The 24,807-nt window shown below is 63.8% G+C and carries 21 protein-coding genes and 5 pseudogenes; 10 read left to right on the forward strand and 16 right to left on the reverse strand.

Annotated elements, in window-relative coordinates; genetic code table 11:
• Window positions 1-304: 304 nt before the first annotated feature.
• Window positions 305-1,081, forward strand: a complete 777-nt coding sequence (locus F6X40_RS00340; RefSeq protein WP_187626447.1) for a hypothetical protein — start codon at window positions 305-307, stop codon at window positions 1,079-1,081.
• 142 nt (window positions 1,082-1,223) lie between these two features.
• Here F6X40_RS00340 and F6X40_RS00345 read toward each other — a convergent pair whose 3' ends face one another.
• Complete coding sequence (locus tag F6X40_RS00345) at window positions 1,224-1,610, reverse strand: BON domain-containing protein (RefSeq protein ID WP_187626448.1); 387 nt, start codon at window positions 1,608-1,610, stop codon at window positions 1,224-1,226.
• Between the two features lie 55 nt (window positions 1,611-1,665).
• The gene (locus tag F6X40_RS00350; protein WP_187626449.1) at window positions 1,666-2,238 is read right to left on the reverse strand and encodes a cysteine hydrolase family protein; all 573 of its coding nucleotides are present in this window, start codon (window positions 2,236-2,238) and stop codon (window positions 1,666-1,668) included.
• A 196-nt stretch (window positions 2,239-2,434) separates the two neighbouring features.
• Between F6X40_RS00350 and F6X40_RS00355 the strand changes: the two genes are divergently transcribed.
• Window positions 2,435-2,755 carry a pyrimidine/purine nucleoside phosphorylase gene (locus F6X40_RS00355; protein ID WP_187626450.1) on the forward strand — a complete coding sequence of 107 codons (321 nt, stop codon included), beginning with the start codon at window positions 2,435-2,437 and terminating at the stop codon, window positions 2,753-2,755.
• Between the two features lie 188 nt (window positions 2,756-2,943).
• Here F6X40_RS00355 and F6X40_RS00360 read toward each other — a convergent pair whose 3' ends face one another.
• Window positions 2,944-3,591, reverse strand: coding sequence for a DsbA family oxidoreductase (locus F6X40_RS00360; RefSeq protein WP_187626451.1), 648 nt, complete (start codon window positions 3,589-3,591; stop codon window positions 2,944-2,946).
• A 214-nt stretch (window positions 3,592-3,805) separates the two neighbouring features.
• Between F6X40_RS00360 and F6X40_RS00365 the strand changes: the two genes are divergently transcribed.
• The 4 genes from F6X40_RS00365 to F6X40_RS00380 all read left to right on the forward strand — a co-directional run bounded on the left by F6X40_RS00365 (window position 3,806) and on the right by F6X40_RS00380 (window position 9,255).
• The gene (locus F6X40_RS00365; RefSeq protein ID WP_184064427.1) at window positions 3,806-4,534 is read left to right on the forward strand and encodes a 2OG-Fe(II) oxygenase; all 729 of its coding nucleotides are present in this window, start codon (window positions 3,806-3,808) and stop codon (window positions 4,532-4,534) included.
• Window positions 4,535-4,638: 104 nt separating this feature from the next.
• Window positions 4,639-5,541 (forward strand): LysR family transcriptional regulator, encoded by a 903-nt coding sequence (locus tag F6X40_RS00370; RefSeq protein WP_187626452.1) that lies wholly within the window; start codon window positions 4,639-4,641, stop codon window positions 5,539-5,541.
• Window positions 5,542-5,674: 133 nt separating this feature from the next.
• Window positions 5,675-7,630 carry an aconitase family protein gene (locus tag F6X40_RS00375; protein ID WP_187626453.1) on the forward strand — a complete coding sequence of 652 codons (1,956 nt, stop codon included), beginning with the start codon at window positions 5,675-5,677 and terminating at the stop codon, window positions 7,628-7,630.
• Between the two features lie 134 nt (window positions 7,631-7,764).
• Entirely contained in the window at window positions 7,765-9,255 is a 1,491-nt protein-coding gene (locus F6X40_RS00380; RefSeq protein WP_187626454.1) for an MFS transporter, read from the forward strand.
• A 111-nt stretch (window positions 9,256-9,366) separates the two neighbouring features.
• On the opposite strand, the gene F6X40_RS00385 is transcribed toward F6X40_RS00380, so the two are convergent.
• The 6 genes and pseudogenes from F6X40_RS00385 to F6X40_RS00410 form a co-directional block, all read right to left on the reverse strand.
• A complete protein-coding gene (locus tag F6X40_RS00385; RefSeq protein ID WP_184064654.1) occupies window positions 9,367-9,738 on the reverse strand; it encodes a BON domain-containing protein in 372 nt (123 codons plus the stop codon).
• A 494-nt stretch (window positions 9,739-10,232) separates the two neighbouring features.
• A complete protein-coding gene (locus F6X40_RS00390) occupies window positions 10,233-12,635 on the reverse strand; it encodes a DNA polymerase II (RefSeq protein WP_187626455.1) in 2,403 nt (800 codons plus the stop codon).
• Window positions 12,636-12,790: 155 nt separating this feature from the next.
• Window positions 12,791-13,801: a DUF2891 domain-containing protein gene (locus tag F6X40_RS00395; protein ID WP_187626456.1), complete on the reverse strand. Its 1,011-nt coding sequence runs from the start codon at window positions 13,799-13,801 to the stop codon at window positions 12,791-12,793.
• A gap of 10 nt (window positions 13,802-13,811) precedes the next feature.
• Window positions 13,812-13,985, reverse strand: a pseudogene (locus tag F6X40_RS00400) (5-oxoproline transporter, DUF979 family subunit); the annotation flags it as partial.
• Between the two features lie 58 nt (window positions 13,986-14,043).
• Window positions 14,044-14,248 (reverse strand): annotated as a pseudogene (locus F6X40_RS00405) (5-oxoproline transporter, DUF969 family subunit); the annotation flags it as partial.
• 44 nt (window positions 14,249-14,292) lie between these two features.
• A complete protein-coding gene (locus F6X40_RS00410) occupies window positions 14,293-15,210 on the reverse strand; it encodes a LysR family transcriptional regulator (protein WP_187626457.1) in 918 nt (305 codons plus the stop codon).
• A 104-nt stretch (window positions 15,211-15,314) separates the two neighbouring features.
• On the opposite strand from F6X40_RS00410, the gene mdlC reads away from it, so the two are divergent.
• From mdlC to F6X40_RS00425, 4 genes and pseudogenes are all read left to right on the forward strand, one after another.
• Complete coding sequence (gene mdlC, locus F6X40_RS00415) at window positions 15,315-16,958, forward strand: benzoylformate decarboxylase (protein ID WP_187626458.1); 1,644 nt, start codon at window positions 15,315-15,317, stop codon at window positions 16,956-16,958.
• A 52-nt stretch (window positions 16,959-17,010) separates the two neighbouring features.
• Window positions 17,011-17,150: pseudogene (locus tag F6X40_RS43405) on the forward strand (hypothetical protein); the annotation flags it as partial.
• Between the two features lie 24 nt (window positions 17,151-17,174).
• Window positions 17,175-17,525 (forward strand): annotated as a pseudogene (locus F6X40_RS00420) (aldehyde dehydrogenase family protein); the annotation flags it as partial.
• Between the two features lie 130 nt (window positions 17,526-17,655).
• Window positions 17,656-19,074 (forward strand): MFS transporter, encoded by a 1,419-nt coding sequence (locus F6X40_RS00425; RefSeq protein WP_187626459.1) that lies wholly within the window; start codon window positions 17,656-17,658, stop codon window positions 19,072-19,074.
• A gap of 132 nt (window positions 19,075-19,206) precedes the next feature.
• Here F6X40_RS00425 and F6X40_RS00430 read toward each other — a convergent pair whose 3' ends face one another.
• From F6X40_RS00430 to F6X40_RS42060, 7 genes and pseudogenes are all read right to left on the reverse strand, one after another.
• Complete coding sequence (locus F6X40_RS00430) at window positions 19,207-19,938, reverse strand: DUF2278 family protein (protein ID WP_184062928.1); 732 nt, start codon at window positions 19,936-19,938, stop codon at window positions 19,207-19,209.
• A 141-nt stretch (window positions 19,939-20,079) separates the two neighbouring features.
• Complete coding sequence (locus tag F6X40_RS00435; protein ID WP_262421311.1) at window positions 20,080-20,529, reverse strand: alpha/beta fold hydrolase; 450 nt, start codon at window positions 20,527-20,529, stop codon at window positions 20,080-20,082.
• On the reverse strand, window positions 20,530-20,745 hold the full coding sequence (locus tag F6X40_RS42050; protein WP_262421312.1) for an alpha/beta fold hydrolase: 216 nt from the start codon (window positions 20,743-20,745) through the stop codon (window positions 20,530-20,532). It abuts the gene before it with no gap.
• 136 nt (window positions 20,746-20,881) lie between these two features.
• Window positions 20,882-22,336, reverse strand: coding sequence for an aspartate aminotransferase family protein (locus F6X40_RS00440; RefSeq protein WP_187626460.1), 1,455 nt, complete (start codon window positions 22,334-22,336; stop codon window positions 20,882-20,884).
• A gap of 50 nt (window positions 22,337-22,386) precedes the next feature.
• Complete coding sequence (locus F6X40_RS00445) at window positions 22,387-23,721, reverse strand: glutamine synthetase family protein (RefSeq protein WP_184032116.1); 1,335 nt, start codon at window positions 23,719-23,721, stop codon at window positions 22,387-22,389.
• Window positions 23,722-23,781: 60 nt separating this feature from the next.
• Window positions 23,782-24,030 (reverse strand): annotated as a pseudogene (locus F6X40_RS42055) (gamma-glutamyl-gamma-aminobutyrate hydrolase family protein); the annotation flags it as partial.
• A gap of 329 nt (window positions 24,031-24,359) precedes the next feature.
• Complete coding sequence (locus F6X40_RS42060) at window positions 24,360-24,581, reverse strand: hypothetical protein (RefSeq protein WP_316251772.1); 222 nt, start codon at window positions 24,579-24,581, stop codon at window positions 24,360-24,362.
• Window positions 24,582-24,807: the final 226 nt, after the last annotated feature.

Below are 24,807 nucleotides of genomic sequence, written 5' to 3' on the forward strand. Positions count from 1 at the left end.
ATGGCGCGCTAAAAGGCCGCGTTGCTACTACGTCATTCAGGGCGAAAAGAATCGCTCCGCGGCGGCGTGCGGAGCCGCCGTACCAAACGGTCCATTTCGGCAACTCTGACTCTCAGGGTTTCTCCTGACTCGCCTTTGGACCCGCCGTGTCACTCGTGCGCTACACCGCTCATTTGCAAAGAAAAAATAATGCCGACGTCAAAGGAATGTGCTAGAAAATAACAATTGCACGCGCAGACGAATAGCCACGCCTGCAAGTAAAAATTTCGGCTTTCAATACTCTTAATCGGCCGCGAGGTGGATCATGAGAACAAGGACGCTTTGGGGGCTCGGGGTGACGACGGTCGCTTCGGTGCTAACGCTGCAGTGTTATCCAGCGTGGGCCGACGGGCCCGAAGCGGCCTATGCGTCCGACGACGAGGTGCCGGCCGGCTCGCTCAGTCCGAACGAGTACAAGGTCAATGCGGACGGCATGAAAGAAGATCCGAATGCGAAGATGTCGGACGTGGCCCGCGCGTATCGCAATGGCTATATCAATCGCGGCAAGCAGGATCAGGCCGATTACCAGGCCATGATCGACTCGCACAATCACGGTCAGCGGCAACCCGCCAGGACCGACGTCGCGCGGGTCGACGTGCCGCCGCTGCCGCCGGGCGTTCCCGAAGACGATAACTCGAAGTACACGAGCATTCCGCCGCAGCCTCAGAAGCCGCGGCCGGTCCAGTACGCGCAGCGTCAGGTGCCGCAACCGCCGCCGCAACAGCAATATCAGCAGGTGTACCAGCAGCCGCAATACGCGCCGCCGCCAATGCAATACCAGCAGGCGCCGGCCTACGCGCAGATGCAGCCGGCCTACGACAACCAGCCGGTATACGTGCGGCAGGACTATCCTCAGCCGCCCGTGCAGTACGTGCCGGTTTATCCGCAGGCGCAATACGAAGAAATGCCGCAGGTCGTGGAAACGGTGGTTCAACCGGTCGCGCCTGTCGCTTATCAGGTTTATCGTCCGCCGGTCTATTGGGCGCAGCCGCGCATGTATGCGTATCGCGCGCCGGTCTACAGCTATCGTATGTGGCGTTGAGGTATTGCGCGAGTCGTGGCGGCGTTGCGCAACAATGGAGCGCCGCGGCGAATACTCGCAGGCATCGATTGATTGGTCGATAGAAAGTACTCAGCCCGGCGCATTCGCGTCGGGCTGAGTACTTTCTTTTATCCGTTTTGCGCTAGTGACCGCTGGCACCTCTCGTGCGCACATTCAGATGGTTGTTCACCTGTCTGACTCCGCGCACCGATCTCGCGACACTGCCCGCGCGTTGCACCTGAGCGCGCTGCGGTACCCAACCGGTCAGCGTCACGATACCGCGGCGCGCCTGCACGTGAATCGACGTTGAATGCAGGTTCGGTGCGCGTGCGAGGGCGCGCCGCACGTCGCGCGCGAGCTCGCTATCGGGTCTGTTGCGAGCCGGCGATGCCGCGATGGATTGGCTTTGCGCGGAAGCATCGTTCGGCATGCCGCCACTGGTTTGCGCATTCGCACAGGTCGCAGTGCCGATCGCAATTGCTGCCGCGGCAATGACGCCAATCAGGGTGCTCGCGCTGTCTTTTCTCACAAGTCCTCCTGTACCACCTGATTGTCGCTCGCCGCGCAGCAGATCGACGTTGCGGCTATTGCGGTTGCCCGTTGCCCAAGAGCGCGTCCGTCGTGACGACCGTGCAGTACTCGTGATCGAGATTGGCCAGTGACATCGCATGAACGTCGTCGGCGCTGCGCGGCGTTCCGTGCCAGTCGGTCCGTGCAAAAGTGAAACAGCCGTCGGCCACGAGATACGTATCGAAGCCGAGGTTGCCGGCCATCCGCACCGTGGCCTCGACCGAGTTGTTGGTGATGACACCCGCCACGACCAGCGTCGTGTGGCCGGCGGCGCGCAGGCGGTCCTCGAGTCCCGTGTCGATGAACGCGTTATTCGTGCGTTTCGCAATCACCGGTTCGTCGGGCAACGGCACGTTGGACGCCTTGAATTCGTGTCCCGCCTGACCCGGCCGATAATGCGACCCAGGCTCCGTCGAGTCGTGCCGCACATGCCACACCGGCCAGCCTCGGCTACGCCAATGCGCGAGCAAGCGGCTCACCTGCGTCTCGGCGGCGGGATTGTTGCGCTCGCCCCAGCTCGGATGATCGATCGCGCGTTGCAGATCGATCAACAACAATACGGCGCCGGAAGGAGCGGGAGAGCGCATGGGTCGAATGAGTCTGTGTAGGTGTCGATATGGTTCTGGCAGACTTTACCGTATTGGCGCCATCAATAGCCATGTATGATGGCGGGCTCGCGCCCGGCAGGGCGCCCTGCCGGGCGGCTTGCGCGGATCGCGCGCCGTCTGCCGCGCCCACCGGGCCGCAACGCCTCCCTTCACGATGATCCAGAGGAAGACCGCCATGACGGCTGCAACGCAATTCGACCAGGTTTCTGTTGTCAAACGAGCCAACGTGTACTTCGACGGCAAGTGCGTGTCGCACACCGTGCTGTTCGCCGACGGCACGCGCAAGACGCTCGGCGTGATCCTGCCCGGCACGCTGAACTTCGGCACCGACGCGCCGGAGCTGATGGAAGTGCAGGCGGGCAAATGCCGCATCCGTCTCGACGGCAGCGATGAGTGGAAGACCTATGGCGAGGGCGAATCGTTCTCGGTGCCTGGCAAGAGCCGCTTCGATATCGATGTGGTCGAAACGCTGGACTACGTTTGCAGCTATCTGTAAGCGGCTTTAAGGCGCGTGCAGTGGGATAAGAAAGACCTGTTGCAAGCAGCCGGGACGGCTTGGACAATAGGCCCAGACTATCTTTGCTCAGATGTGTTGAAGAGACAACACGCAAGCATTCGCGAGTGCATGCGTGAGCCAGGTGCTCAGAATGGGCCGTCCATTACGCTTCGCTTCGACGATGAACCTTACGCTGGCTCTTTCGCCACGATCTCCTCGATCACCTGCACGAATTGCTCGACCGGCTGGCCGCCGGTCACCAGATAGCGGCGGTTGAAAATGATCGACGGCACCGATTGAATGCCCATTTCCTGATTGTTCTTTTCCGCTTCGCGCACTTCATCGGCATACGCGCCGCTCGTCAGCACGTCGCGCGCTTCGTTGGCGTCGAGTCCTACCGACTGGGCCGCTTCGACCAGCACGTCATGATTGCCCGGATTCTTGCCGTCGGCATGATACGCGCGCAATAGCGCGAGCTTCAGCGGCAACTGGTGGCCTTTCAGGCCGGCCCAATGCAGCAGGCGGTGCGCGTCGAACGTGTTGTAGGTGCGGATGCGCGGACCGAAATCGAAGCCGACGCTCGCGCCGCGTTCGCGGATCATCACCTGCGTTTCGGCGATCTGCGCGGCCGTGCGGCCGTATTTCTTGCCGAGATACTCGACGATGTCTTCGCCGTCCGGTCCCATCTGCGGATTCAGTTCGAATGGATGCACGACGATACGCGCGTCGATTTTGTCCTGAAGCCGCGCGAGCGCGAGCTGCAGCGACGACAGGCCGATCGCGCACCACGGGCAGGCGATGTCGGAAACAAAATCGATGGTGAGCTGCTGTTTCATGGTTGTCCTAGGCGGAATGAAGTGCGATGCGGCAGCGGCAAGTGCGGCCGCAACGATACCGACAGCGTAGCGGGAATCGTGCGTCCGTGCAGTGCGGCTGAATTTGACCGCAAGACCCGGAGTGTTTTCCCGCCACCACACTCGTACACTAAGTTCATCGAGCTACCTACCTTGATGGCGCGGGCGACGAGCCCGCGCCGCCCACTCATCGACGATGAACGCAATCGCTCCCACCCAAACGATCGACCAACGCGTCGACGCACTCGACTGGCCGCGGATCGAACACGATCTCGATCAGTACGGCTGCGCCGCCGTGCCGCAACTGTTGACGCCCCGCGAATGCGACGCGCTGAGCGCGCTCTATACACGCGACGCGCTTTATCGCAGCCGCGTCGTCATGGCGCGCCACGGCTTCGGTCGCGGCGAATACAAGTACTTTGCGTATCCGCTGCCGTCGCTCGTCGGCGGCTTGCGCGGTGCCCTTTATCCGCATCTCGTGCCGGTCGCGAACCGCTGGAACATGGCGATGGGCATCGACGTGCGCTATCCGCCGAAACATGCGGATTTCATTCGACGCTGCCATGACGCCGGCCAGGTGCGTCCGACGCCGCTGATCCTGCAATACGGCGAGGGCGATTTCAACTGCTTGCATCAGGATCTGTACGGCGAACACGTGTTCCCGCTGCAAGTTGCGGTACTGCTGTCGGAGCCGGGGCGCGACTTCACAGGCGGCGAGTTCGTGATGACCGAGCAGCGTCCGCGCATGCAGTCGCGTGCCGAAGTCGTGCCGCTCGCGAAGGGCGACGCGGTCGTGTTCACCGTGAACAGCCGGCCCGTGCAGGGTACGCGCGGGCCGTATCGCGTGAATCTGCGGCACGGCGTGAGCCGCCTGCGCTCGGGACATCGGCATACGGTCGGCATCATCTTTCATGATGCGCTGTGAGGACCGCCGTCGGCGCAATGGCGCAACACCGCGTGCCGTGAGACGATAACGGCCACGATTCCGGCGATCTGCCGCCATTGTCGTAAGCTCCGTCGCCTCGTCCCATGGAAAACCTGCTCAAGAAACTCGATCTGACTTCGCTGCGTCTGTTCGTCGCCGTTTGCCAGGAGCGCAATATCGCGCGCGCGGCGCAGCGCGAGTTCATCGCGTCGTCGGCGGTGAGCCGGCGCATCGCCGAGATCGAGGCGCTGATCGGGCTGCCGGTGATTCAGCGGCAGTCGCGCGGCATTACCGTGACGCCGGTCGGCGAGACCGTGCTGCGCTACGCGCTCGCGATCATCGGCAATATCGAGCAGATGAGCGCGGAGTTGTCGCGCTTTTCGACGGGCGTCAAAGGGCGCGTGAGGGTGGTCGCGAATCTGTCGTCGATCGTGCAGTTTCTGCCTGAAGACGTGGCCGCGTTCGGCCGCGCGTTCCCGGATGTAGCGATCGAACTCGAAGAAGAAAACAGCGCGGACGTGCTGCGTATCGTCGACGAACACGGCGCGGACTTCGGCATCTGCAATCCGGTTGCTGGCAGCGAGGCGTTCGAGCAGGTGCCGTACCGGCAGGACCGGCTCGCGGTGCTCGTGCCGGGTGGGCATCGGCTCGCCAGCGCGGCGCGGGTGAACTTCGACGATCTGTTGCACGACAGCTTCGTCGGCTTGCGCAGCGAAAGCGCGCTCACGCGCTTGCTCGCGCAGCAGGCGGCGAGCGCGGGCCAGCAGCTCGACGTGCGGATGCGCGTGAGCAGTCTCGATGCGCTGTGCCGGATGGTGCATGCGGGGCTCGGCATCGCGATCGTGCCCGAGCCGGTCGGCCTGCTCTACGTGAACACGCTCGACGTGCGGCTGCTGCCGCTTGCCGATGCGTGGGCGGAGCGTCATCTGATCATCATCTTCAAGGCGCGCGAGCAGTTGAGCGCGAGCGCGGCCGCGCTGGTGTCGTTCCTCGGCAATCCGCCTTAGACGATTCAACCACCCGCACTGCGCGCCGCGGCTCCCCCATCGAGCATTCGCGAAACGAGACGGCAGCATTGCCGCACCGGCACTTCGGCATCCGCCTTGCGCACCGTATAGTGAGCGCAAGGAGAATGCAGTGATGAGCGATACGATTCGTTTGGACGGCCGCGTGCTGTACCTGTCGCAAGACCCGGCCGTGATCGAGGCGCAACTGGCCGGCGAAAACTTCACTCGCGACACGGCGGGGCCGTTGCGCGACAACGTGTCGACGGACGAGATCACGCCCGTCACCGTCATGCTCACCTACGACGAGCGCCTCGGCCAGTACCCGTACGTCGGCTTCAAGGCCGGCGAGGGTCTGCCGATCGGCCGCAATGCGGTGAAGGACGGCGGCTTTCGCGTGACGGTGGCCGGCAAGCGCTACGGCAAGGGCTCGTCGCGCGAATCGAGCCCGCTCGCGGAGTTGTCCGCAGGTATTCGCCTGATCGTTGCCGAGAGCTTCGAGCGTATCTATCAGCAGAACTGCGACAACATCGGCATTCTGACCACGACCGATTTTTCCGTGCTCGATCGCTTGCTCGCAGGCGTTGCGGTGCCGATCGACGAATTCCTCAAAGGCCGCGACTCGCTTACGCAGCAGATCATCCGCAGCGGCGGGCTGCTCGCGTATAGCCGGTTCGCGGAGTGGCCCGCGCCGGGCGCGCGCGCGAGCGATGCCCCGAACGAGGCGCCTGGCGCCGAGCCGAAAACGCTGGTCGAGAAGATCATCGACCGTCATCTGCATCCGGGCACCGCGAGCGCGCAGCGCGGCGACGGCGTGTTCATCGCCGCCGACTGGCGCTTCAGCCACGACTATTTCACCGGCATGTGCGCGCATCTGATGCATCGGGCGTTCGGCAAGCCCGCGCCGCTGCATGCGCCGGATCACATCATCGCGTTCCAGGATCATCTGGTGCTCGCGCCGCAGAGCATCCCTCACGTGCGCGACGGTCTGTTGCCGGGCGTCGCGAATCTGATGGAAGGCCACACGTCGTTTTCGCGCGGCTACCCGGTGCGCTCGCACGGCGCGCTCGATGGTGTGCCCGGCTCCGAGGGCATCTGTCATGCGTTGATGGCCGAGCAATACGCGCTGCCGGGCCAGGTAGCATGCGGTACCGATTCGCACACGCCGCATTCGGGCGCGCTCGGCTGCCTCGCATTTGGCGCGGGCGCGACCGAAATCGCCAATAGCTGGGTCACGGGCTACGTGCGCTGCAAGGTGCCGGAGACGCTGCGCATCGAGATCGACGGCCAGTTGCGCGACGGCGTGACCGCAAAGGACGTCGTGCTGCATCTGCTGCGGATGGAGGCGATTCGCTCGGGCGGCGCGATCGGCCTCGTGTTCGAATACGGCGGCGCGGCGGTGCGCGCGATGTCGATCGACGAACGTGCGACGCTGACCAACATGGTCGCGGAACTCGGCGGCTTCACCGGCATCGTCGAACCGGACGAGCGCACGGTCGCGTTCCTGAAGGAGCGGCGCGGCGTCGATTTCGTGCTGGAAGGCTGGATGAAAAGCGACGCGGACGCGACCTACCGCGACACGATCCATATCGATGCGAACGCGATCGAACCGATGCTCGCGCGTCCGGGCGACCCCGGCAATGGCGTGCCGGCGCCGCGGCTCGAACAGGACGTCGCGATCGATATCGCGTACGGCGGCTCGTGCACCGCGGGCAAGCGCGAGGACTTCGATTTCTATCACGAGGTGCTGCGCTGGGGCGTCGAGCACGGCCTACGGGTGCCCGAGCGCACGCGTTTGTATCTGCAATTCGGCACGATGGCGGTGCGCGCGTATTGCGAGGAGCAGGGCTATCTGCCGGTGTTCGAGCGCGCGGGCGTGACGCTCGTGATGCCTGGGTGCGGCTCGTGCGCAAACTGCGGACCGGGACAATCTGCCAACCCGAACGACGTGACGATCAGCGCGATCAACCGCAATTTCCCCGGCCGTTCGGGACCAGGCGACGTCTGGCTCGCGAGCCCGTACACGGTCGCGGCGAGCGCGCTGGCCGGGAAAATCACCACGTTCGAACAATTGCAACGCGGGCACGGCTAGAATGCTGGCCGGACTCCGGCCGACCCATCGTGGCGCGTGCGACGCGCGACAAGGCGCAAGGCCGGCATCGAACCGGCCGCGGTAAGCGCTCAGCCCTGCCGTAAAAGCAGTCGCAACAGAAGGAGACAGACAACATGGCATTCCCCGATCCCGCGGGGTCCGTCGCGCGCAGCGGCGGTACCGTGGCGCATTCCACTGACGCGGCCGGCAGCGCCGAGCGCAGCGCGCCTGCGCAGGTGGCGGGCCACGCATCGCTCGACGCCGGCAGCATTTCGGCGCGCCTCGACCGCTTGCCCGCCACGCGCTCCGTCTGGAAGCTGGTGGTGCTGCTGAGCCTCGGCTTCTTCTTCGAACTCTACGACCTGCTGTACTCCGGCTATATCGCGCCGGGCCTCGTGAAAAGCGGCATGTTGACCGCGACCACGCATGGCCTGTTCGGCTCGACCGGCGTCGCGAGTTTCATCGCCGCGCTGTTTGGCGGCCTGTTTATCGGCACGATCGCGTGCGGTTTCCTCGCGGATCGCTTCGGGCGGCGCGCGGTGTTCACCTGGTCGCTGCTGTGGTACACCGCGGCGAACCTCGTGATGGCGTTTCAGGAGACCGCGACGGGTCTTAATTTCTGGCGCTTCGTCGCCGGTGTCGGCATCGGCGTCGAACTGGTGACGATCGGCACGTACATCTCCGAGCTGGTGCCGAAGCAGATCCGCGGCCGCGCGTTCGCGTGCGAGCAGGCGGTCGGCTTCACGGCCGTGCCGGTGGTTGCGTTTCTATCGTTTCTGCTGGTGCCGCGCACGCTGTTCGGTCTGGACGGCTGGCGCTGGGTCGTGCTGATCGGCGCGCATGGCGCGCTATTCGTCTGGTGGATTCGCCGCGCGTTGCCGGAAAGCCCGCGTTGGCTCGCGCAGCAAGGACGTCTCGCCGAAGCCGACCGCGTGATGAACGCGCTCGAGGCGAAGGTACGTCACGAATATGGCCGCGAGTTGCCGCCGCCGGCGCCGCCGGTGCCGATCCCACCGCGCGGCAGCTTCCGCGACATGTGGCTGCCGCCGTACCGCAGCCGCACGCTGATGATGACGATCTTCAACATCTTCCAGACGGTCGGCTTCTATGGCTTCGCGAACTGGGTGCCGACGCTGCTGATCAAGCAGGGCATCACGATCACGACGAGCCTGATGTATTCGAGCGTGATCGCATTGGCCGCGCCGCTCGGTCCGATCATCGGGCTGTTTATCGGCGACCGCTTCGAGCGCAAGACGGTGATCGTCGTGATGGCCGGCGTCAATATCGTGTGCGGGTTGTGGTTCAGTCAGGCATCGGGGGCGGTGCTCCTCGTGAGCCTCGGGGTGTGCCTGACGCTGGCCGGCAACATCATTTCGTACAGTTATCACGCGTACCAGGCCGAACTGTTTCCGACCAGCATCCGGGCGCGCGCGGTCGGCTTCGTCTACTCGTGGAGCCGCTTTTCCGCGATTTTCACGGCCTTTCTGATCGCGGCCGTGTTGCGCTACTTCGGCACGACCGGCGTGTTCGTGTTCATCGCGGGCGCGATGCTGATCGTGATGCTGGCGATTGGCTTGATGGGGCCGAAGACGAAAGGGCTCGAACTCGAGAAGATATCCGCATAGCGAAGGCCGGCTGTCGAGCCGGCCCGCCACCATGTGCCGCATTGGCTATGCCATCAATGGAATGCACGGTCAGAGCGCCGGCCTTCCTGCAAAGCGGGGTCCAGGACTGCTTCAGGTGCCCACAGGACGGATCGACAGCGCGTTCCTGACCGAAGTTACGCCAGGCACCCCTTTCGCCACCTCGGTTGCACGGTCGCTTTCTGCCTGAAGCGGTACGCTGCCCTGCAGCGTGACAGCACCATCGCGGGCGCGAACTGTGATATTGGCCGTGGAGATGTTCCTATCTTTCACCAGCGCATTTCGAACCTGACGCTGTAGCGCCCGGTTCGCTGCTTTCATTGACTTGTAATGCGATCGGGCTTCGGGCGTCGTGGTCGGGGCAGACGCAGGGGCGTTAGCGTTGCTCGCCTGCGCATAGGCGTGAATCGAACCCGAAATCAGAAGGGCGGTACCGACCAGTTTGACGGCGTGGATTGCTTTCATGCATCTTCTCCTGTCGTTGCAGATCGTTGGGGCTACAGATTCAGGGATATCATACACACACGTCCCCACAATATTTCTGAGGCGGATCAAATGGCACTATAGGACAATAAAGGGTTAGGTCAAGCAACAATGCAAATCCCGCCAATTGCGCGAACAACCGAAGAAATTAGAATACTTCAGATTATGATGGCGCTCTAATTCTGTTGATAGGGTTGCAAATCAAAACCAGGGATTAGTTTTTTTCCGCCTTTAATCACGGATTACCGGTGTCTGATTGACATTTTTAGCCATCCCCGATGTAGCGGCACAGTTACATTGCGCCGTCGATTTACGCCGGCCTCGAGAGCGCGGAGCATGCGATACGCGACCCGCGGCAACTCGCTCTGCCGCACCTTTGCTGTGCATAACACGCACTCCGATGAAGAGGCCGAGCCGCCGTCCATGGTGAAGTAGGCAATTCGTCCATGCTCGCAGCCGCGCGTTCGCCGCCACGATCAGAACAACTGCTTCTGCCCCGACATCAGCGTCGTGAAATCGTCGCGTAACAACGGCAGAATCGCGTCGGCAACCGGCTGCAATTGCCGCGTCAGATAGTGCTCGTAGTCGATCGCCGAGCGCAGCGTTTCGAGCGGCTCGGGGCCGGCCACCGTCATCACGTAGCTGATCCAGCCGCCGTTCTGATATTGCAGCGGACGTCCCTGCTGGCGATTGAACTCATCGGCGACGCGTGCCGCGCGCACATGCGGCGGCACGTTGCGCTCGTAAGCGTCGATCGGTCTGCGCAACTGCTTGCGATAGACGAGCTGATCGTCGAGCCGGCCGGCGAGCGTATCGCGCACATAGTCGCGCACGTAATCCTGATACGGCTGCTGCTTGAAGATGCGCCGATACAGTTCCTGCTGAAACTGCTGCGCAAGCGGCGTCCAATCGGTGCGCACGGTTTCGAGCCCTTTGTAGACCACGTCCTCGCGGCCGTCCGGCAATACCGTAAGTCCTGCGTAGCGTTTCTTGCTGCCTTCCTCGGCACCGCGCACCGTCGGCATGAAAAAGCGCCGATAGTGCCGCTCGAATTGCAGTTCCAACGCACTGTCGATACCGAAGCGCGCCTGCAGCTTCTGCCGCCACGCCGCGTTGATATGTTCGACGAGCGCGCGGCCGATCCGCGCGGCGTCTTCCTCGTCATGCGCGTGCCTGAGCCAGACGAAGGTCGAATCGGTGTCGCCGTAAATCACTTCGTAGCCTTGCGCCTCGATCAGCTCGCGTGTCGTGTGCATGATCTCGTGGCCGCGCATCGTGATCGACGACGCAAGCCGCGGATCGAAGAAGCGGCAGCCGGTCGAGCCTAGCACGCCATAGAACGCGTTCATGATGATCTTCAGCGCCTGCGACAGCGGCTTGTTGTGCTCGCGCTTGGCCGCTTCGCGTGCCTGCCACACCTGCGCGACGATCGACGGTAAGCAGTGACGCGTGCGTGAAAAGCGCGCGCCGAGAAAGCCCGGCACCGAGCTCGCGTCGTCGGGATGCAGCATGCCTTCGACCAGACCGAGCGGGTCGATCAGAAACGTGCGGATGATCGACGGATACAGGCTCTTGTAGTCGAGCACGAGCACCGAGTCGTAGAGTCCGGGCCGCGAATCCATCACGAAGCCGCCGGGGCTCGCGGCGCCGGCCACGTCGCCGAGATTCGGCGCGACATAGCCCTGCCGATGCATGCGCGGCATGTACAGATGCGTGAACGCCGCGACCGAGCCGCCGCTGCGATCGGCGGGCAGGCCGGTCACGGTCGCGCGTTCGAGCAGGAACGGCAGCAACTCGGTCTTCGCGAAGATACGCGTGACGAGCTCGCAGTCCTTCAGGTTGTAACGCGCGAGCGCTGGCTTGTCTTGGTCGAAGCGGCGCTGGATTTCGTCCATGCGCTGATACGGATTGTCGATCGCCTTGCCTTCGCCCAGCACCGAGCGCGACACGTATTCGAGGCTGAACGACGGGAAGCTCCACGTCGCCGAACGCAATGCCTCGATGCCGTCGATGACCCAACGACCCGCCACGCCCGCGAAAAAGTGATTGCGCGTGACGCCGTGTTCGCGCCACTCCATCACCGCGCCGCCTCGTCCGATGCGCAGCGGCACGCGATACTGCTCGGCATGGTGTTGCAGTACCTTCAGATCGAACTGCACGAGGTTCCAGCCGATGATCGCATCGGGATCGTGCCGCTCCATCCACTCGATCAGCTTTTCGAGCAGTTGTGCGCGGGTTTCGCAGTATTCGAGCTTGAAGTCGATGGCGTCGGTGACGTTGCCGATGTTCCCGCTGTTGCCATTCGGCGGCCCAAGCATATACACCTGCCGCTCGCCGCAGCCTTCGAGCGCGATCGAATATAGCTCGGCATGCGCGCTCGTTTCGATGTCGAGCGACACGAGCTTCAACGGCGGACGATATTCGTTGGACGGTTTGAGTTCGCTGTCGAGCCAGGGGCCATCGAGCCCCGGACCATTCTGCTGCGGCACGCCGCTGAACCACACCGGCGCGGTGACGAAGCGCTCCATCATGTAGCGCTCGGGCGGCTGGATATCGGCTTCGTAGACATCGACGCCGCCTTCTCTAAGGCGCTTCTCGAAGCCCTTCAATTGCCGGTATTGCGCACAGTAAAGCCCGCTGACCGGCCGATGCTGGAAGTCGCGCAATTCGAGCGAACGCAGATCGAGCGGCGCGTCGCGGCGCAGGATCGTTTCGGCGCGTTCGCGATGTTCGGCCGGAATGAAGGCGACGGACGGCTGAGGGCGCAGACGGATGTGGCGCGGCCCGCTGTCCGTGGCCAGCCAGAACTCGATTTCCGTGCCGGCGGGCGTGTCCCGCCAATGTCGGGTCAAAATGAAACCCTGCTCGAACTCAGTCAAACTTCCACCTTTAAAGCGGCGCAATCGCCTTGCGCGATTTTACCGCCGCAGGCAGGGACTGTTGAACGGGCAATAAAAAGGGCGCTTCGCATTGAAGCGCCCCAAACAGCACGGCTTTATCTCTTCAAAGCCGGTTCAGTTCGTTCCCGGTTCGCTCAAGCTTCGAGCGCCAGCGTCGCGAACGTGGCGAGCCAGTGCTCGCCCATGTAGTCGCCGGTCACATGCGGCAGCGCGCTGTGCAGATGACGCTCGGCCGCATCGAACAGCACGGTGCGACGCACGTCGCCGGCGGGCAGCGCACGCGCGAGCGCACGCTGGCACCACGCGCGGCTCAGATTGAGGCCGTCCAGATGCGCGATCTTGCCGTCGCTGCGATCGGTCACGGTGACGGGCTCGAACAGCGTCGCCGGTTTTTTCGCGCCGAGGTCCGGCAGGAAGCGTCCGAACCAGTCGGCGAACTGCGCCGACGGCAACACACGCCGCATCAACTCCGCTTCCATCAGCGACGGCGACAGGAACTCGTCGCCGGACGGCTCCCACGCCTGACACCCGACGTCGTCCAGATACCAGCGCTCCGCGGTGCTGACGATCAGCGCCTCGAGCGATTCGCGCGAGGTTTGCCGAGCGAAATCGAGCGTCAGCGCGAGCGCGAACGCCATGTTGAAGTGCGTGCCGACGCGCAGCGGATAGGTTGCTTTCGGCAGGAACTCCGCGAAGCGCTCGACGAACGCCTCGGTGAGCGGCGCGAACGTCTTCGCCCAGCGCGCGGCTTCCGAGATTTTCATCGACTGCAACTGCGCGCCGAGCGTGAGCAGCCACGCCCAGCCATACGGCCGCTCGAAGCCGCGGTTGTGCGGCAGCTCCAGATACGCGAGTTCGCCGGCGACGTTCGCCGCGGTGAAATGCTCGTCGACCACGGCGACGATGCGCGCGGCCTCGGGCAGATCGGGGAAGCGTTCGAGCAGATGCAGGATCAGCCAGTAGCCGTGCACGCACGAATGCCAGTCGTAGCTGCCGTAGAAGATCGGATGCAAGGCGCGCGGACCCTGTACGTCCTGCGGTCCTCCAAGCGAGTGCGTGAGCTTGTTCGGATATTCGCGCGTGAGGTGGGCGAGCGCGACATTGGCGAATCTGGACGCGAATTCGCGGGTGAGCTGGGTGGTCATCGGCGGCTCCTCAGAAGCGGAATACGAACACGTACAACAGTATGGTGTTGACGATCAGCAATAGTAAAGCGGTTGGCCATTGCGCCTTGATCACGCCGTTCTGGTCCTTCAGTTCGAGCAGCGCGGCGGGGACGATGTTGAAGTTCGCCGCCATCGGCGTCATCAGCGTGCCGCAGAAACCAGATTCTTCGTTTCGACGAAGGGCGCGTACTTGAGCGTCAGCGTACCGACCAGCGTGATCAGAGCACGCGGCCGGTGGTGGCCGCATGCAGGCGCGAGATCAGATGCCGCGCCTGTTCCTTCAGACTGTTGTTCGAGCAGCGCGATGACCGGCAGCGTGAGCCAGATCAGGCCCATGTAGCGGTTATCCGCGAATGCCTGGCCAAACGCGCTGACGATCTCCACCGTCTGCAAGCCGCCGGCTATCCAGGTCGCGACGCCCGCGATTATCGGGTAAACGCCGAGAAAGTGGCAGCATGTGCGGGAAACGATCAACCCGCGGTCATACCCTCCGCCGTCAACTGCCGCAACTGCTCCAGCAGCTTGACCGCCGGGCTCGGCAGAATCCCCTGGCGTCGCCGGAACGCGGTCAACGTGCGCCGCCCGACCACGCCTGGGACGCCGAGCGTATCGAACACGCCGGCCTTGCTTTCGGTCACGTACATCGTCGACGCCATCCAGCTCAGAAAGCCGGAACGCGCGACCAGGCTCTTCAGCGCCGTGACCGAGCGCGTTTCGACGACGACGTTCGGCAGTCCCAGCCCGCGCTCGGCAAACACGCTCTGCATGTGCTCGAACGGGCCGGTGCCGCGTGGCGGAATCGCCCAGCGTTCGCCCAGCGTGTCGGCGAGCGTGAGGTCGGGCTTGCGCCGCAGCGGATGATCGAGCGCGGCGACCACGTAGCTCGCGTCTTCCCAGCGGCAATCGGCGATCGCGGTGATCTCGTCGGTATCGGGCACGGCCATGCTGAGCGCAAGATCGATCTGACGTTTGACGAGCGCATCGGCGAGCCGGTCCCACACGCCCTCGATGATCTCCACGCGCAGGTTCGGCCACTTCGTCAACACGCCGCTCACCGCGAGCGGCAGCACGAGGCTCGCGATGCTGCCGACCGCGCCGACGCGGATCGTGCCGCGCGCGAGGCCGCGCATCGCGTCGATTTCCTCGCGCGCCTGTTCGGCTTCGCGTTGCAACAGGTTCGCGTGCGGCAGCAGCGCCTCGCCGACCGCGGTCAAATGCATGCCGCGCGAATGCCGCTCGAACAGCGGCGCGCCGACCTGTTCCTCGAGACGTCGGATGGTCCGGCTCAAGGCCGGTTGTGTGATGTGCAGCGCTTCGGCGGCGCGTCCGAGGCTGCCGCTCTCGACGATCACCGCGAACGCCTGCAGTTGTTGCAGGTTGTAAGTCATGCCGAAAGGTAATGCCTTTTTGCGAATTGGGCAATTTTCGGTTACCCCGGCGGCCGTGATAATGGCCATTCGATTTTTCGCGCTCACCTGACAGGAGACTTCGCATGACAAGCAGCGCGCCGCAGCAGAATCAGGCACACGTAATAGAACAGAGCACGCCGTGGACCGTACGCGACGCGGTCATCGACTTCGCGCGCCGCGTCGGCATGACGTCGATCTTCGCGAACCCGGGCTCGACCGAGCTGCCGATGTTCCGCGATTTCCCCGCGGATTTCCGCTACGTGCTCGGTCTTCAGGAAGCGGTCGTGGTCGGCATGGCCGACGGCTACGCGCAGACCACCGGCAACGCGGCGCTCGTGAACCTGCATTCGGCGGCGGGCGTCGGCAATGCGATGGGCAATATCTTCACGGCGTTTCGCAACCGCACGCCGCTCGTCGTCACCGCGGGTCAGCAGGCCCGCTCGATCCTGCCGTTCGAACCGTTCCTCGCCGCGACCCAGGCCACCGAATTGCCGAAGCCCTACGTGAAGTGGAGCATCGAGCCGGCTCGCGCGCAGGATGTGCCGCTCGCGATCGCGCGTGCGTACGCGATCGCGATGCAGGAGCCGCGCGGTCCGGTGTTCGTGTCGATTCCCGCCGACGACTGGGATCAGCCTGCCGAGCGCGTGGCCGACCGCGAGGTCGCGCACATCATGCGTCCCGATCCGGCGATGCTCGAACGCATCGGCACGGTGCTCGACGCGTGCGAGCGGCCCGCGTTCGTGGTCGGTGGCGCGGTCGATCGCGCGGACGCGGCGGCTGAAGTCGTGCGCCTCGCGGAGCGGCATTCCGCGCGCGTCTACGTCGCGCCGATGACAGGACGTTGCAGCTTCCCCGAAACGCACCGGCTGTTCGCGGGCTTTTTGCCGGCGCTGCGTGAGCGCATCGTCGAGTTGCTCGGCGCGCACGACGCGATCTTCGTGATCGGCGCGCCTGCGTTCACGTATCACGTCGAAGGCAATGGTCCGCATGTGCCGCCGGGCTCGCGGCTGTGTCAGTTGATCGACGATCCGGGCATTGCCGCATGGACGCCGCAGGGCATCGCCGCGGTCGGCAACGTGCGGCTCGGCGTGCAGGATCTGCTCGCGCGCGCCGCGCCCAAAGCGCGTGAGTTGCCCGCGCCGCGCGCGGTGGCGCCGCGCGCGCTGCCGCCCGCGCGGGGCGAGCGGATGTCGGTCGCGTTCGCCTTGCAGACGCTCGCCGAAGTGCGCGATCCCGATGGCATCGTCGTCGAGGAAGCGCCGAGCTCGCGGCCCATCATGCAGACCTATCTGCCGATCGCGCGCGCCGGCACGTTCCTGACGATGGACAGCGGCGGCCTCGGCTACGGCATGCCGGCGGCGGTCGGCGTCGCGCTTGCGCGGCCGGGCGAGCGCGTGATCGCGCTGATCGGCGACGGTTCGAGCATGTACTCGATTCAGGCGATCTGGAGCGCGGTGCAGATGCAGCTACCGATCACATTCGTGATCCTGAACAACACGCGCTACGCGGCGTTGCAGGATTTCGCGCCGGTGTTCGGTTTCGCGCCTGGCGAGACCGTGCAGGGCACGGACCTGCCGGGCCTCGACTTCGTGACGATCGCGGCGGGCATGGGTTGCCCTGGCGCGCGCGTCAGCGAGGCGGCTGAACTTGCCGACGTGTTGCGTCGCGCGCTGACCGACGGTGACGTGAAAAGCGGTCCCACGCTCGTCGAAGCGATCGTCGCGTAACGGCGCTTCCCATTCACGAAAAGGAGAGAGACCTACGATGAAAAGCGTACCGATGCTGATCGGCGGCGAGCAGACACAGGCGCGCAACGGCGCGACCTTCGAGCGCCGCAACCCGCTCGACGGCGAAGTCGCGACGCGCGCGCCGGCCGCGACCGTCGAAGATGCCGTCGCCGCCGCCGATGCCGCCGCGGCCGCATTTCCGGTGTGGTCCGCGCTCGGGCCGAGCGAGACATGCGCATCTATCACGACGAATCGTTCGGGCCGGTCAAGCCGATCGTGCGCGTGCGTGGCGAGGAGGCCGCAATCGCGTGTGCGAGCGACAACGAATACGGCCTGTCGGCGGCGGTGTTCAGCCGCGACACGGCGCGCGCGCTGAACGTCGCTCAATGCATCGAGTCGGGCATTTGTCACGTGAACGGCCCGACCGTGCACGACGAAGCGCAGATGCCGTTCGGCGGCGTGAAGGCGAGTGGCTTCGGCCGCTTCGGCGGCAAGGCGGGGATCGCGGAATTCACCGATCTGCGCTGGGTCACGCTGCAAACGACGCCGCGTCACTATCCGTTCTGATGAGGAGCGTCGCGATGGGCTCGCTGTTCGGCGGCCAGCTCGCCGAAGCGGGCCATCGCGTCGCACCGTACTGCCGACAGCAAAAAAAATCGAACAACGCGCGTGCAGCGCAAACAACGGAGACAGGTTCATGAGTTTCGTTCCTCCCGCTTCGGCCGCGGCCTCGACCGCGACCGCGCGCGACGACGCGGCGCCCGCCGGCATCGCGCGCGGCGGCAACACGGTCGACATCGGTCATGCACTCGACGACGGCCCCTACACGTTGCTGCAGAAAATCGCGGTGGTGCTCGCGGCGCTGTCGATCGTCGTCGACGGCTTCGACAGCCAGCTGATCGGCTTCGCGATTCCGATGCTGACCAAAGAGTGGGGCATCACGCGCAACGCCTTTGCGCCGGTGGTTGCGTCGGGGCTGGTCGGCATGGGTATCGGCAGCGCGTTCGCGGGGCTGTTCGCCGATCGCTTCGGCCGCCGCTGGGCCGTGATCGGCAGCGTGTTCGTGTTCGGCCTGGCGACCTGCGCGATCAGTCTCGCGCCGAACGTCGCGGCCATTGCGGCGCTGCGCTTTATCGCGGGGCTCGGCATCGGCGGCGCGCTGCCGACATCGACCACGCTGACCGCCGAGTTCACGCCCGCGCGTTTTCGTACCTTCGCGGTGACGGCGACCATTCTGTGCGTGCCGCTGGGCGGTATGGTCGCCGGATTGTTCGCCGGCCAGGTGCTGCCGGTTTATGGCTGGCGCGGTCTGTTCGTAGCGGGTGGTGTGCTGCCGCTCGTGCTCGCCCTCGTCCTGCTCGCGGCGCTGCCGGAATCGCCGCGTTTTCTGGCACGCCGTCCGCATCGCTGGCCCGAACTCGTGAAGCTGCTGCGGCGCATGGCGCGCGACGTGTCGGCCGATGCGAGCTTCACCGATGTGCGCGAACAAAGCGCTGAGAAACACGTCGGCTTTGCCGCGCTGTTCCGCGATGGCCGTTCGCGCGACACCGTCGCGATCTGGGGCGCGTTCTTCATGTGCCTGCTCGCCGTGTATGCGGCGTTCAGCTGGCTGCCGTCGATGCTGACGAGTGAGGGCTTGAGCGTGTCGCTCGCGGGCTATGGCCTGAGCGCGTACAACCTCGGCGGCGTAATCGGCGCGGTGCTGTGCGCGCTGGCGATCGGGCGCTACGGCTCGCGCTGGCCGCTGCTGCTGTGCTGCGCGGGCGGCGTCGCGAGTGCATGGATGCTGCTCGGCGTCGGCGCGACGCGGCATACGGCGTTGATGATCGTCGGTCTCGGCTTGCACGGGCTGTTCGTCAATGCGGTGCAATCGACGATGTACGCGCTGTGCGCATACGTCTATCCGACCAGCGTGCGGGCGACGGGCACCGCGTCGGCACTCGCGTTCGGCCGCGTCGGCGCGATTCTGAGCGCATTCGCCGGTGCCGCGGTGATCACGGCCGGTGGCGCGCCGGGCTATCTGCTGATGCTCGGTATCGCAATGGTCATCGTGCTGATCGCGCTGGCGGTGGTGCAGCGGCATATTCCGCGTCGAGGCGCCGCGAGCGCGCGCTGATCGACGCGACGTCTCTCGCGGTGCGTTCGTATCGCGAGGGACTTTTGCGCGCGATCTGATTTTCCCCTTTGCAAGAACCTGTTTCTCGCGCATCGCGGCGGTTTCCACTTGCCCCATGCACGGGCGACGCTATCAACCTCGCTGAATATAAACCGGCAACGCCACTGCATTCGCCGCCGGATCGCCGGCCGCATTGGTCGGCAAATACTGTGTCTGAAACGCGGTAAACATCGCGGCAAACCCATCGGCGCGCTGCACGATCACCGCGCCGTCCTGGAACGCGCCGTTTTCGTTGTAATGCGGGCCGCGCGGATTGCCCTGATTCATGTGGGTCTCGTGAAGACCGTCCTTCTTCGGCAGAAACAGAAAGCCGAACCCGTAGACCACGATGCCCGCGGTGGTCGGTGTCCAGAAATCGCGGTTGTGCAACTGGCCGCTGCCGTTGTCGTAGGGCAGACTTTGCGACGGCTTGCTTTCGTCGATGGTGAGGATTTCGTCGATGATGTCGTTGACGTCGGCGCGGTTGCCGTTCTGATCCTCGTAGGGGACCGGCCGCATGCGGTGAATGTCGAGCAGGCTGCTGTCCTGGAAGTAATCGAGCCGTGGAAAGCCGCTCGTGTAGAGGCCGAGGTTCAGGGGCTGCAGTTTCGCGGTGAGTGGATCGGCGAAGTTCAGATCGGCATAGAAGTACACGTCGTCGTTGCCGCTTGCGCCCGGTTGCGTCGACGCCGAATTGACGACGATATTGAATGGCGTGTTGTCGTTGCCGGTCACCGTGATCACATAGTGCGGACTGCCTATATACGAATCTTTGAAGGGCGCCGCGCGCAGCAGTTTTCCCTTGAACATGCAGTATTCGTTCATGACTGAATGACCTTCTCGAAGTTGACGAACGGAAAGCGACGTATCCAAGCATACGGTGCTACACGTCGATAAACAACCGCGCCCGCTGTCATACGGTTGCAATGTTTTTGTCCCGACGCTATTGCGGTGTGCGAGCAATCATCAACGAGCCGTATCGAACCCGGCCGCCCATCGAGCCCATTCGACCAGCGCTCCGAGCATCTGCGCATGCATTTCCTCGTGACGCGCCAACGGACTCCATTTGTCATCGCGGCCGCAGACGATCATCGTCGGGCACGCGACGTCGCGAAGCAGCGCCGTTGCATCGGGACGATCGAGCAGCGCGCGGATCTGCGCCGCGAATTTGTCCGGCGTGCTTCGCTCGATCATGTCGAGTACCGCCTCGTAGACGGCGCAATCGTGGCGGTCGGCGTTGACCATGCCGGGCGCCCACTCGTTGCCCATGGCCCGCATGCCTTTCGCGCGCGCAAGCTCGAGCAGGCGCAGTCGCTGCGCGCGTTCGCTTTCGCCGGCCTCGCCGACGGCGCGCGGGGTATAGCCGGTGTCGAGCAACGCGAGCCCGGCGACCCGTTCCGGTGCGCGCCTGAACACTTAGAGCGCGACCCGTCCTCCCATCGAATGACCCGCGACCAGCAGGCGGTCTCCCGAAACCGACTCGAACACGAGTTCGGCCATCGCGCCGAGCGAGTCGCGCATGCCGTAGTCGGGCACGAAGCAGTCGCCGATCGCGCCAAGCGCGACGCGCTGATCGGCCCACACTGCGTCGTCGCAGAGCAGTCCAGGGAGCAACACGATCTGGTGGGTCATGGGTGGGTCCTGTGATGCGTTAGACGGATGAAAGCAATGGCGCTCGATACGACGCCATCGTCGAATGGTAACGGCGGACGCGGAAAACTCTGAAGGAAACACGCACATCGACGTGCAAGCCGGTGATCGCACGGTGCTATAGCATGCCAATCTGCCGCGCGGTCGCATCGATCGCCGCTTCTGCCTTCGAGACGATTTCGTCGATTTCCGGCCGGCTGACCACGAGCGGCGGCGACAGCAACATCCGGTCGCCGCTCGCGCGCATGATCAGATTGCCGTTGAAGCAGAAGTCGCGGCACATCGTACCGACATCGCCGCCATTCGCGAAGCGCTTGCGCCCGAGCGGCTTCTCGGCGAGTTGCACGCCCGCCACGAGGCCCGCGCCGCTGATCTCGCCAACGACAGGATGACCGGCGAACGTCTCACGCAGTTTGTTCTGAAAATACGGACCCGTATCCACTTTGACGCGCTCCACGATCCTCTCGTCGCGCAGCAGTTTCAGATTCGCAAGCGCGACGGCCGCCGCGACCGGATGCCCGGAGTAGGTAAGGCCATGATTGAAGTCACCGTTGTCGATCAGTGCGCGGGCGACGCGATCATGTAGACCGACAGCCCCCATCGGCACGTAACCGCTCGTCAGTCCCTTCGCGAGCGTGATCAGGTCCGGCTCGAAGCCGAAGTGCTGATGCGCGAACCATTCGCCGGTTCGGCCGAAGCCGCCGATCACTTCGTCCGCGACGAGCAGCACGTCGTACTTGCGGCAAATGCGCTCGATTTCCGGCCAATACGTGTCAGCCGGAAAAATCACGCCGCCCGCTCCCTGGAAAGGCTCACCGATAAATGCGGCGACATTGTCCGCACCGAGTTCGAGAATCTTCGCTTCGAGCTGCCGCGCGCGAGCCAGTGCGAATTCTTCCGCCGTCTGATCGCTTGCCGCTTCGCCGAAGAAATAGGGCTGATCGATATGTACGATGTTCTCGACTTTCGATGGCATCTGCTCGTGCATATAAGCCATGCCGCCGAGCGTGCCGCCCGCGATCGTCGACCCGTGATAAGCGTTTTTGCGCGCGATGACGAACTTCCTCGCGGGCTGTCGTTGCGTCGCCCAGTATTGATGGACGATGCGCAGCACGGTGTCGTTGCCTTCCGAGCCGCTGTTGCAGTAGAAGAAGTGATTGAATGGCGCGGGCGTCAGTTCGGCGAGCAGGGCAGACAGTTCAATCACGGGCGGATGCGTCGTCTTGAAGAACGTGTTGTAGTACGGCAGTTCCCGCATCTGCCGGAATGCGGCGTCGGCCAGTTCCTGGCGGCCGTAGCCGACGTTCACGCACCACAGTCCCGCCATGCCGTCGATGATCTTGTTGCCCTCCGAGTCCCACAGGTACACGCCTTGCGCCTTGACGATCACGCGAGAACCCGCGCGATTGAGCGAGCCCATATCCGAGAACGGATGGATGTGATGCGCGGCATCGAGCGCGCGGTATTCGGCGGTGCTGCGCGATGTGGCTTGCGAGGTCGGCGCGTCTTTCGTGCCGCCATGCTGCGACGTTTCCTTTTCCGCATACATCACGTCTCCAGTCTTATAGCTCATACTGCCCTCCGTCTTTTCAAGGTTCTCATTGACCGATTGGCCCGCAGCACTCAAACGTGCAGCAACAAATGCCGGCGTTCCCACGAACTGATCACGCGGAAAAACGCTTCGTATTCGGTCTCTTTCAAGGCGAGATACGCGCGGACGAACTGCTCGCCGAGTACTTCGGCAATCGGCTCGCACGCGCTCATCGACGTCAAGCCTTCTTCGAGATTGCGCGGTAATTGATAGGGCAGGGCATAGCCGTCGCTCGCCAGCGGTTCGGTTGCGGCGAGCCGCTGCGTGATGCCGAGATAGCCCGCCGCCAAGGTCGCGGCAATCGCCAGATACGGATTGCAATCGACACCCGGAATCCGGTTCTCGATGCGGCGCGCGACCGGCGCGGAATGCGGAACCCGGAAGCCGACCGTGCGATTGTCATAACCCCAGGCGACATTGATCGGCGCGGCCATGAAGCGCGACAGACGCCGGTACGAATTGATGTACGGCGCGAAGATCGGCATCAGCGCCGGCGTGTATTTCTGCAAGCCGGCGATAAAGCCGGTGAACAGCGAGGTCGGCTCGCCGTCGGCGGCGGTGAAGAGGTTGCGGCCGGTTTCCATATCGACGAGGCTTTGATGCATGTGCATCGCCGAGCCCGGCTCACCTTCCATCGGCTTCGCCATGAAAGTCGCGTACATCTTGTGACGCAACGCCGCTTCGCGCACGGTGCGCTTGAAGAGAAACACACTGTCCGCGAGCTTGAGCGGATCGCCGTGCATGAAGTTGATTTCCATCTGCGCGGCGCCGACTTCGTGTATCAGCGTATCGACTTCGAGTTCCTGCACGTCGCAGTACTCGTAGATGTCTTCGAACAACGGGTCGAATTCGTTGACCGCTTCGATCGAATACGCCTGGCGTCCGGTTTCCGCGCGACCCGTACGTCCGACCGGCGGTTGCAACGGCAGATCGGGATCGCGGTTCATGTCGACCAGATAGAACTCGAGCTCCGGCGCGATCACCGGTTTCCAGCCGCGCGCCTTATATAGATCGAGCACGCGCCGCAACACACAGCGCGGCGAGATTTCGACCGGGGTGCCGTCGAAATGCACGCAATCGTGAATCACCTGCGCGGTCGGGTCGACTGCCCACGGAATCATCCGGATCGTGCTCGCGTCGGGTACGCACACCATATCGGGATCGGTGACGCCGGTCAGCGAATCGCTTTGCGGATAGTCGCCGGTGACGGTCTGGATCATCACCGCCTGCGGCAGACGCATCGATTCGCCCGATTCGAACTTGCTGCGCGGAATGATCTTGCCGCGCGCGATGCCGGCCATGTCCGGAATAATTGCTTCGATTTCGGTGACATGATGCTTTTTCAGAAATTCGTCGATGTCATGCATGATTGTTCTCTCTGTTCTGGTCCGCGACCTGGGTCATGTGTACAGGGTTTCGTGTATGCATGCGCGGGCGTTACTGACGCTGATTGCTTCGATCAGGCCGTCCGCTGCGAGGGCTTGGACCTCGAGGTCTACGCCCAGTCGCGCGATGCCCTGACCGTGCAATGAATTGACCCGCGCTTCGTGGGCGCAGCCCGCGAGGCGCTGCAGCATGCCGCCGCGCGTCAGTACGATCGAATGCGATGCGGCGTATTGCGCGTCGAGCGAGTCGTCCTTGTTCCCGCGATGGTCGTTCAGTCCGCCGACCACGTGCGACGGATGAGCGCGGAGCATCGTTCTATCGGCGGTGATTCCTGCTATTGGTTGGTTTCGCATAACGAATAGGCGTGTCGATCGCACGCCGCACATCACGTGAACGGCGTTAAATAGCGCGCGGCGAGGTGGGAAAACGCGAAGGCGAGTCGACGCCAAAGCGAATCCGCGCAATAACGCGCAGCGCTTACCCGATTAGAAGCGGTTCGATTGAATCCGTCGCGATGCGCGGTGATCAGTCAGTGCCGCGCGGACGCAAGCAGCCAGTTCGCGAAAACGCGCGCAAACGGACGAATCGAGCAGCGAAAAGAGATGAAAGAGGAGAGGCGCTACGGCAGCAGCGAAGCGACTTCGTCTGTGCGCACCGCGATGAACGCGCGCGCGGAGAGGACGTTGCGGCGTCGAACGGAACGACGCGACAGGACTGTGACGACGGACAGAAAGCGGCGAAACGCAAGGCTGCCGTTGCTGCCGTCGGCGCTGGCGCCGTCAGCGCAAGTACAACGCGCCTGACTGCGATTCCAATTCACCAAAGGGCCTCGGACTCTCACGATGACACTCGACTGGCGTAGTTGAGGGTATTGAACGGCCTGTTTCGAATCCACAGCGGATATTGAAGAAACAGGACACGGGTTGATCGAGAAGAAACGGTACTAGACGGTAGTAGCTCAATTCGCCGCGCCGCCCACAAGATCTCCCACTAGCTAGGATATACGAGCTAAAAATGCCGTCAATTTATTTTTAGATTTTGGCAAAGCGGCATCGAGCGTGATGCCG

Source organism: Paraburkholderia sp. UCT31 (assembly GCF_014397655.1).
Taxonomy (GTDB): domain Bacteria; phylum Pseudomonadota; class Gammaproteobacteria; order Burkholderiales; family Burkholderiaceae; genus Paraburkholderia; species Paraburkholderia tuberum.

What these genes read in the sequence shown, in the direction of transcription:
- F6X40_RS00340 (WP_187626447.1), top strand. Translation starts at nt 305, where the DNA reads ATGAGAACAAGGACGCTTTGGGGGCTCGGGGTGACGACGGTCGCTTCG.
- F6X40_RS00350 (WP_187626449.1), bottom strand. Translation starts at nt 2,238, where the DNA reads ATGCGCTCTCCCGCTCCTTCCGGCGCCGTATTGTTGTTGATCGATCTG.
- F6X40_RS00355 (WP_187626450.1), top strand. Translation starts at nt 2,435, where the DNA reads ATGACGGCTGCAACGCAATTCGACCAGGTTTCTGTTGTCAAACGAGCC.
- F6X40_RS00360 (WP_187626451.1), bottom strand. Translation starts at nt 3,591, where the DNA reads ATGAAACAGCAGCTCACCATCGATTTTGTTTCCGACATCGCCTGCCCG.
- F6X40_RS00365 (WP_184064427.1), top strand. Translation starts at nt 3,806, where the DNA reads ATGAACGCAATCGCTCCCACCCAAACGATCGACCAACGCGTCGACGCA.
- F6X40_RS00370 (WP_187626452.1), top strand. Translation starts at nt 4,639, where the DNA reads ATGGAAAACCTGCTCAAGAAACTCGATCTGACTTCGCTGCGTCTGTTC.
- F6X40_RS00375 (WP_187626453.1), top strand. Translation starts at nt 5,675, where the DNA reads ATGAGCGATACGATTCGTTTGGACGGCCGCGTGCTGTACCTGTCGCAA.
- F6X40_RS00380 (WP_187626454.1), top strand. Translation starts at nt 7,765, where the DNA reads ATGGCATTCCCCGATCCCGCGGGGTCCGTCGCGCGCAGCGGCGGTACC.
- F6X40_RS00385 (WP_184064654.1), bottom strand. Translation starts at nt 9,738, where the DNA reads ATGAAAGCAATCCACGCCGTCAAACTGGTCGGTACCGCCCTTCTGATT.
- F6X40_RS00395 (WP_187626456.1), bottom strand. Translation starts at nt 13,801, where the DNA reads ATGACCACCCAGCTCACCCGCGAATTCGCGTCCAGATTCGCCAATGTC.
- F6X40_RS00410 (WP_187626457.1), bottom strand. Translation starts at nt 15,210, where the DNA reads ATGACTTACAACCTGCAACAACTGCAGGCGTTCGCGGTGATCGTCGAG.
- mdlC (WP_187626458.1), top strand. Translation starts at nt 15,315, where the DNA reads ATGACAAGCAGCGCGCCGCAGCAGAATCAGGCACACGTAATAGAACAG.
- F6X40_RS00425 (WP_187626459.1), top strand. Translation starts at nt 17,656, where the DNA reads ATGAGTTTCGTTCCTCCCGCTTCGGCCGCGGCCTCGACCGCGACCGCG.
- F6X40_RS00430 (WP_184062928.1), bottom strand. Translation starts at nt 19,938, where the DNA reads ATGAACGAATACTGCATGTTCAAGGGAAAACTGCTGCGCGCGGCGCCC.
- F6X40_RS42050 (WP_262421312.1), bottom strand. Translation starts at nt 20,745, where the DNA reads ATGACCCACCAGATCGTGTTGCTCCCTGGACTGCTCTGCGACGACGCA.
- F6X40_RS00440 (WP_187626460.1), bottom strand. Translation starts at nt 22,336, where the DNA reads ATGAGCTATAAGACTGGAGACGTGATGTATGCGGAAAAGGAAACGTCG.
- F6X40_RS00445 (WP_184032116.1), bottom strand. Translation starts at nt 23,721, where the DNA reads ATGCATGACATCGACGAATTTCTGAAAAAGCATCATGTCACCGAAATC.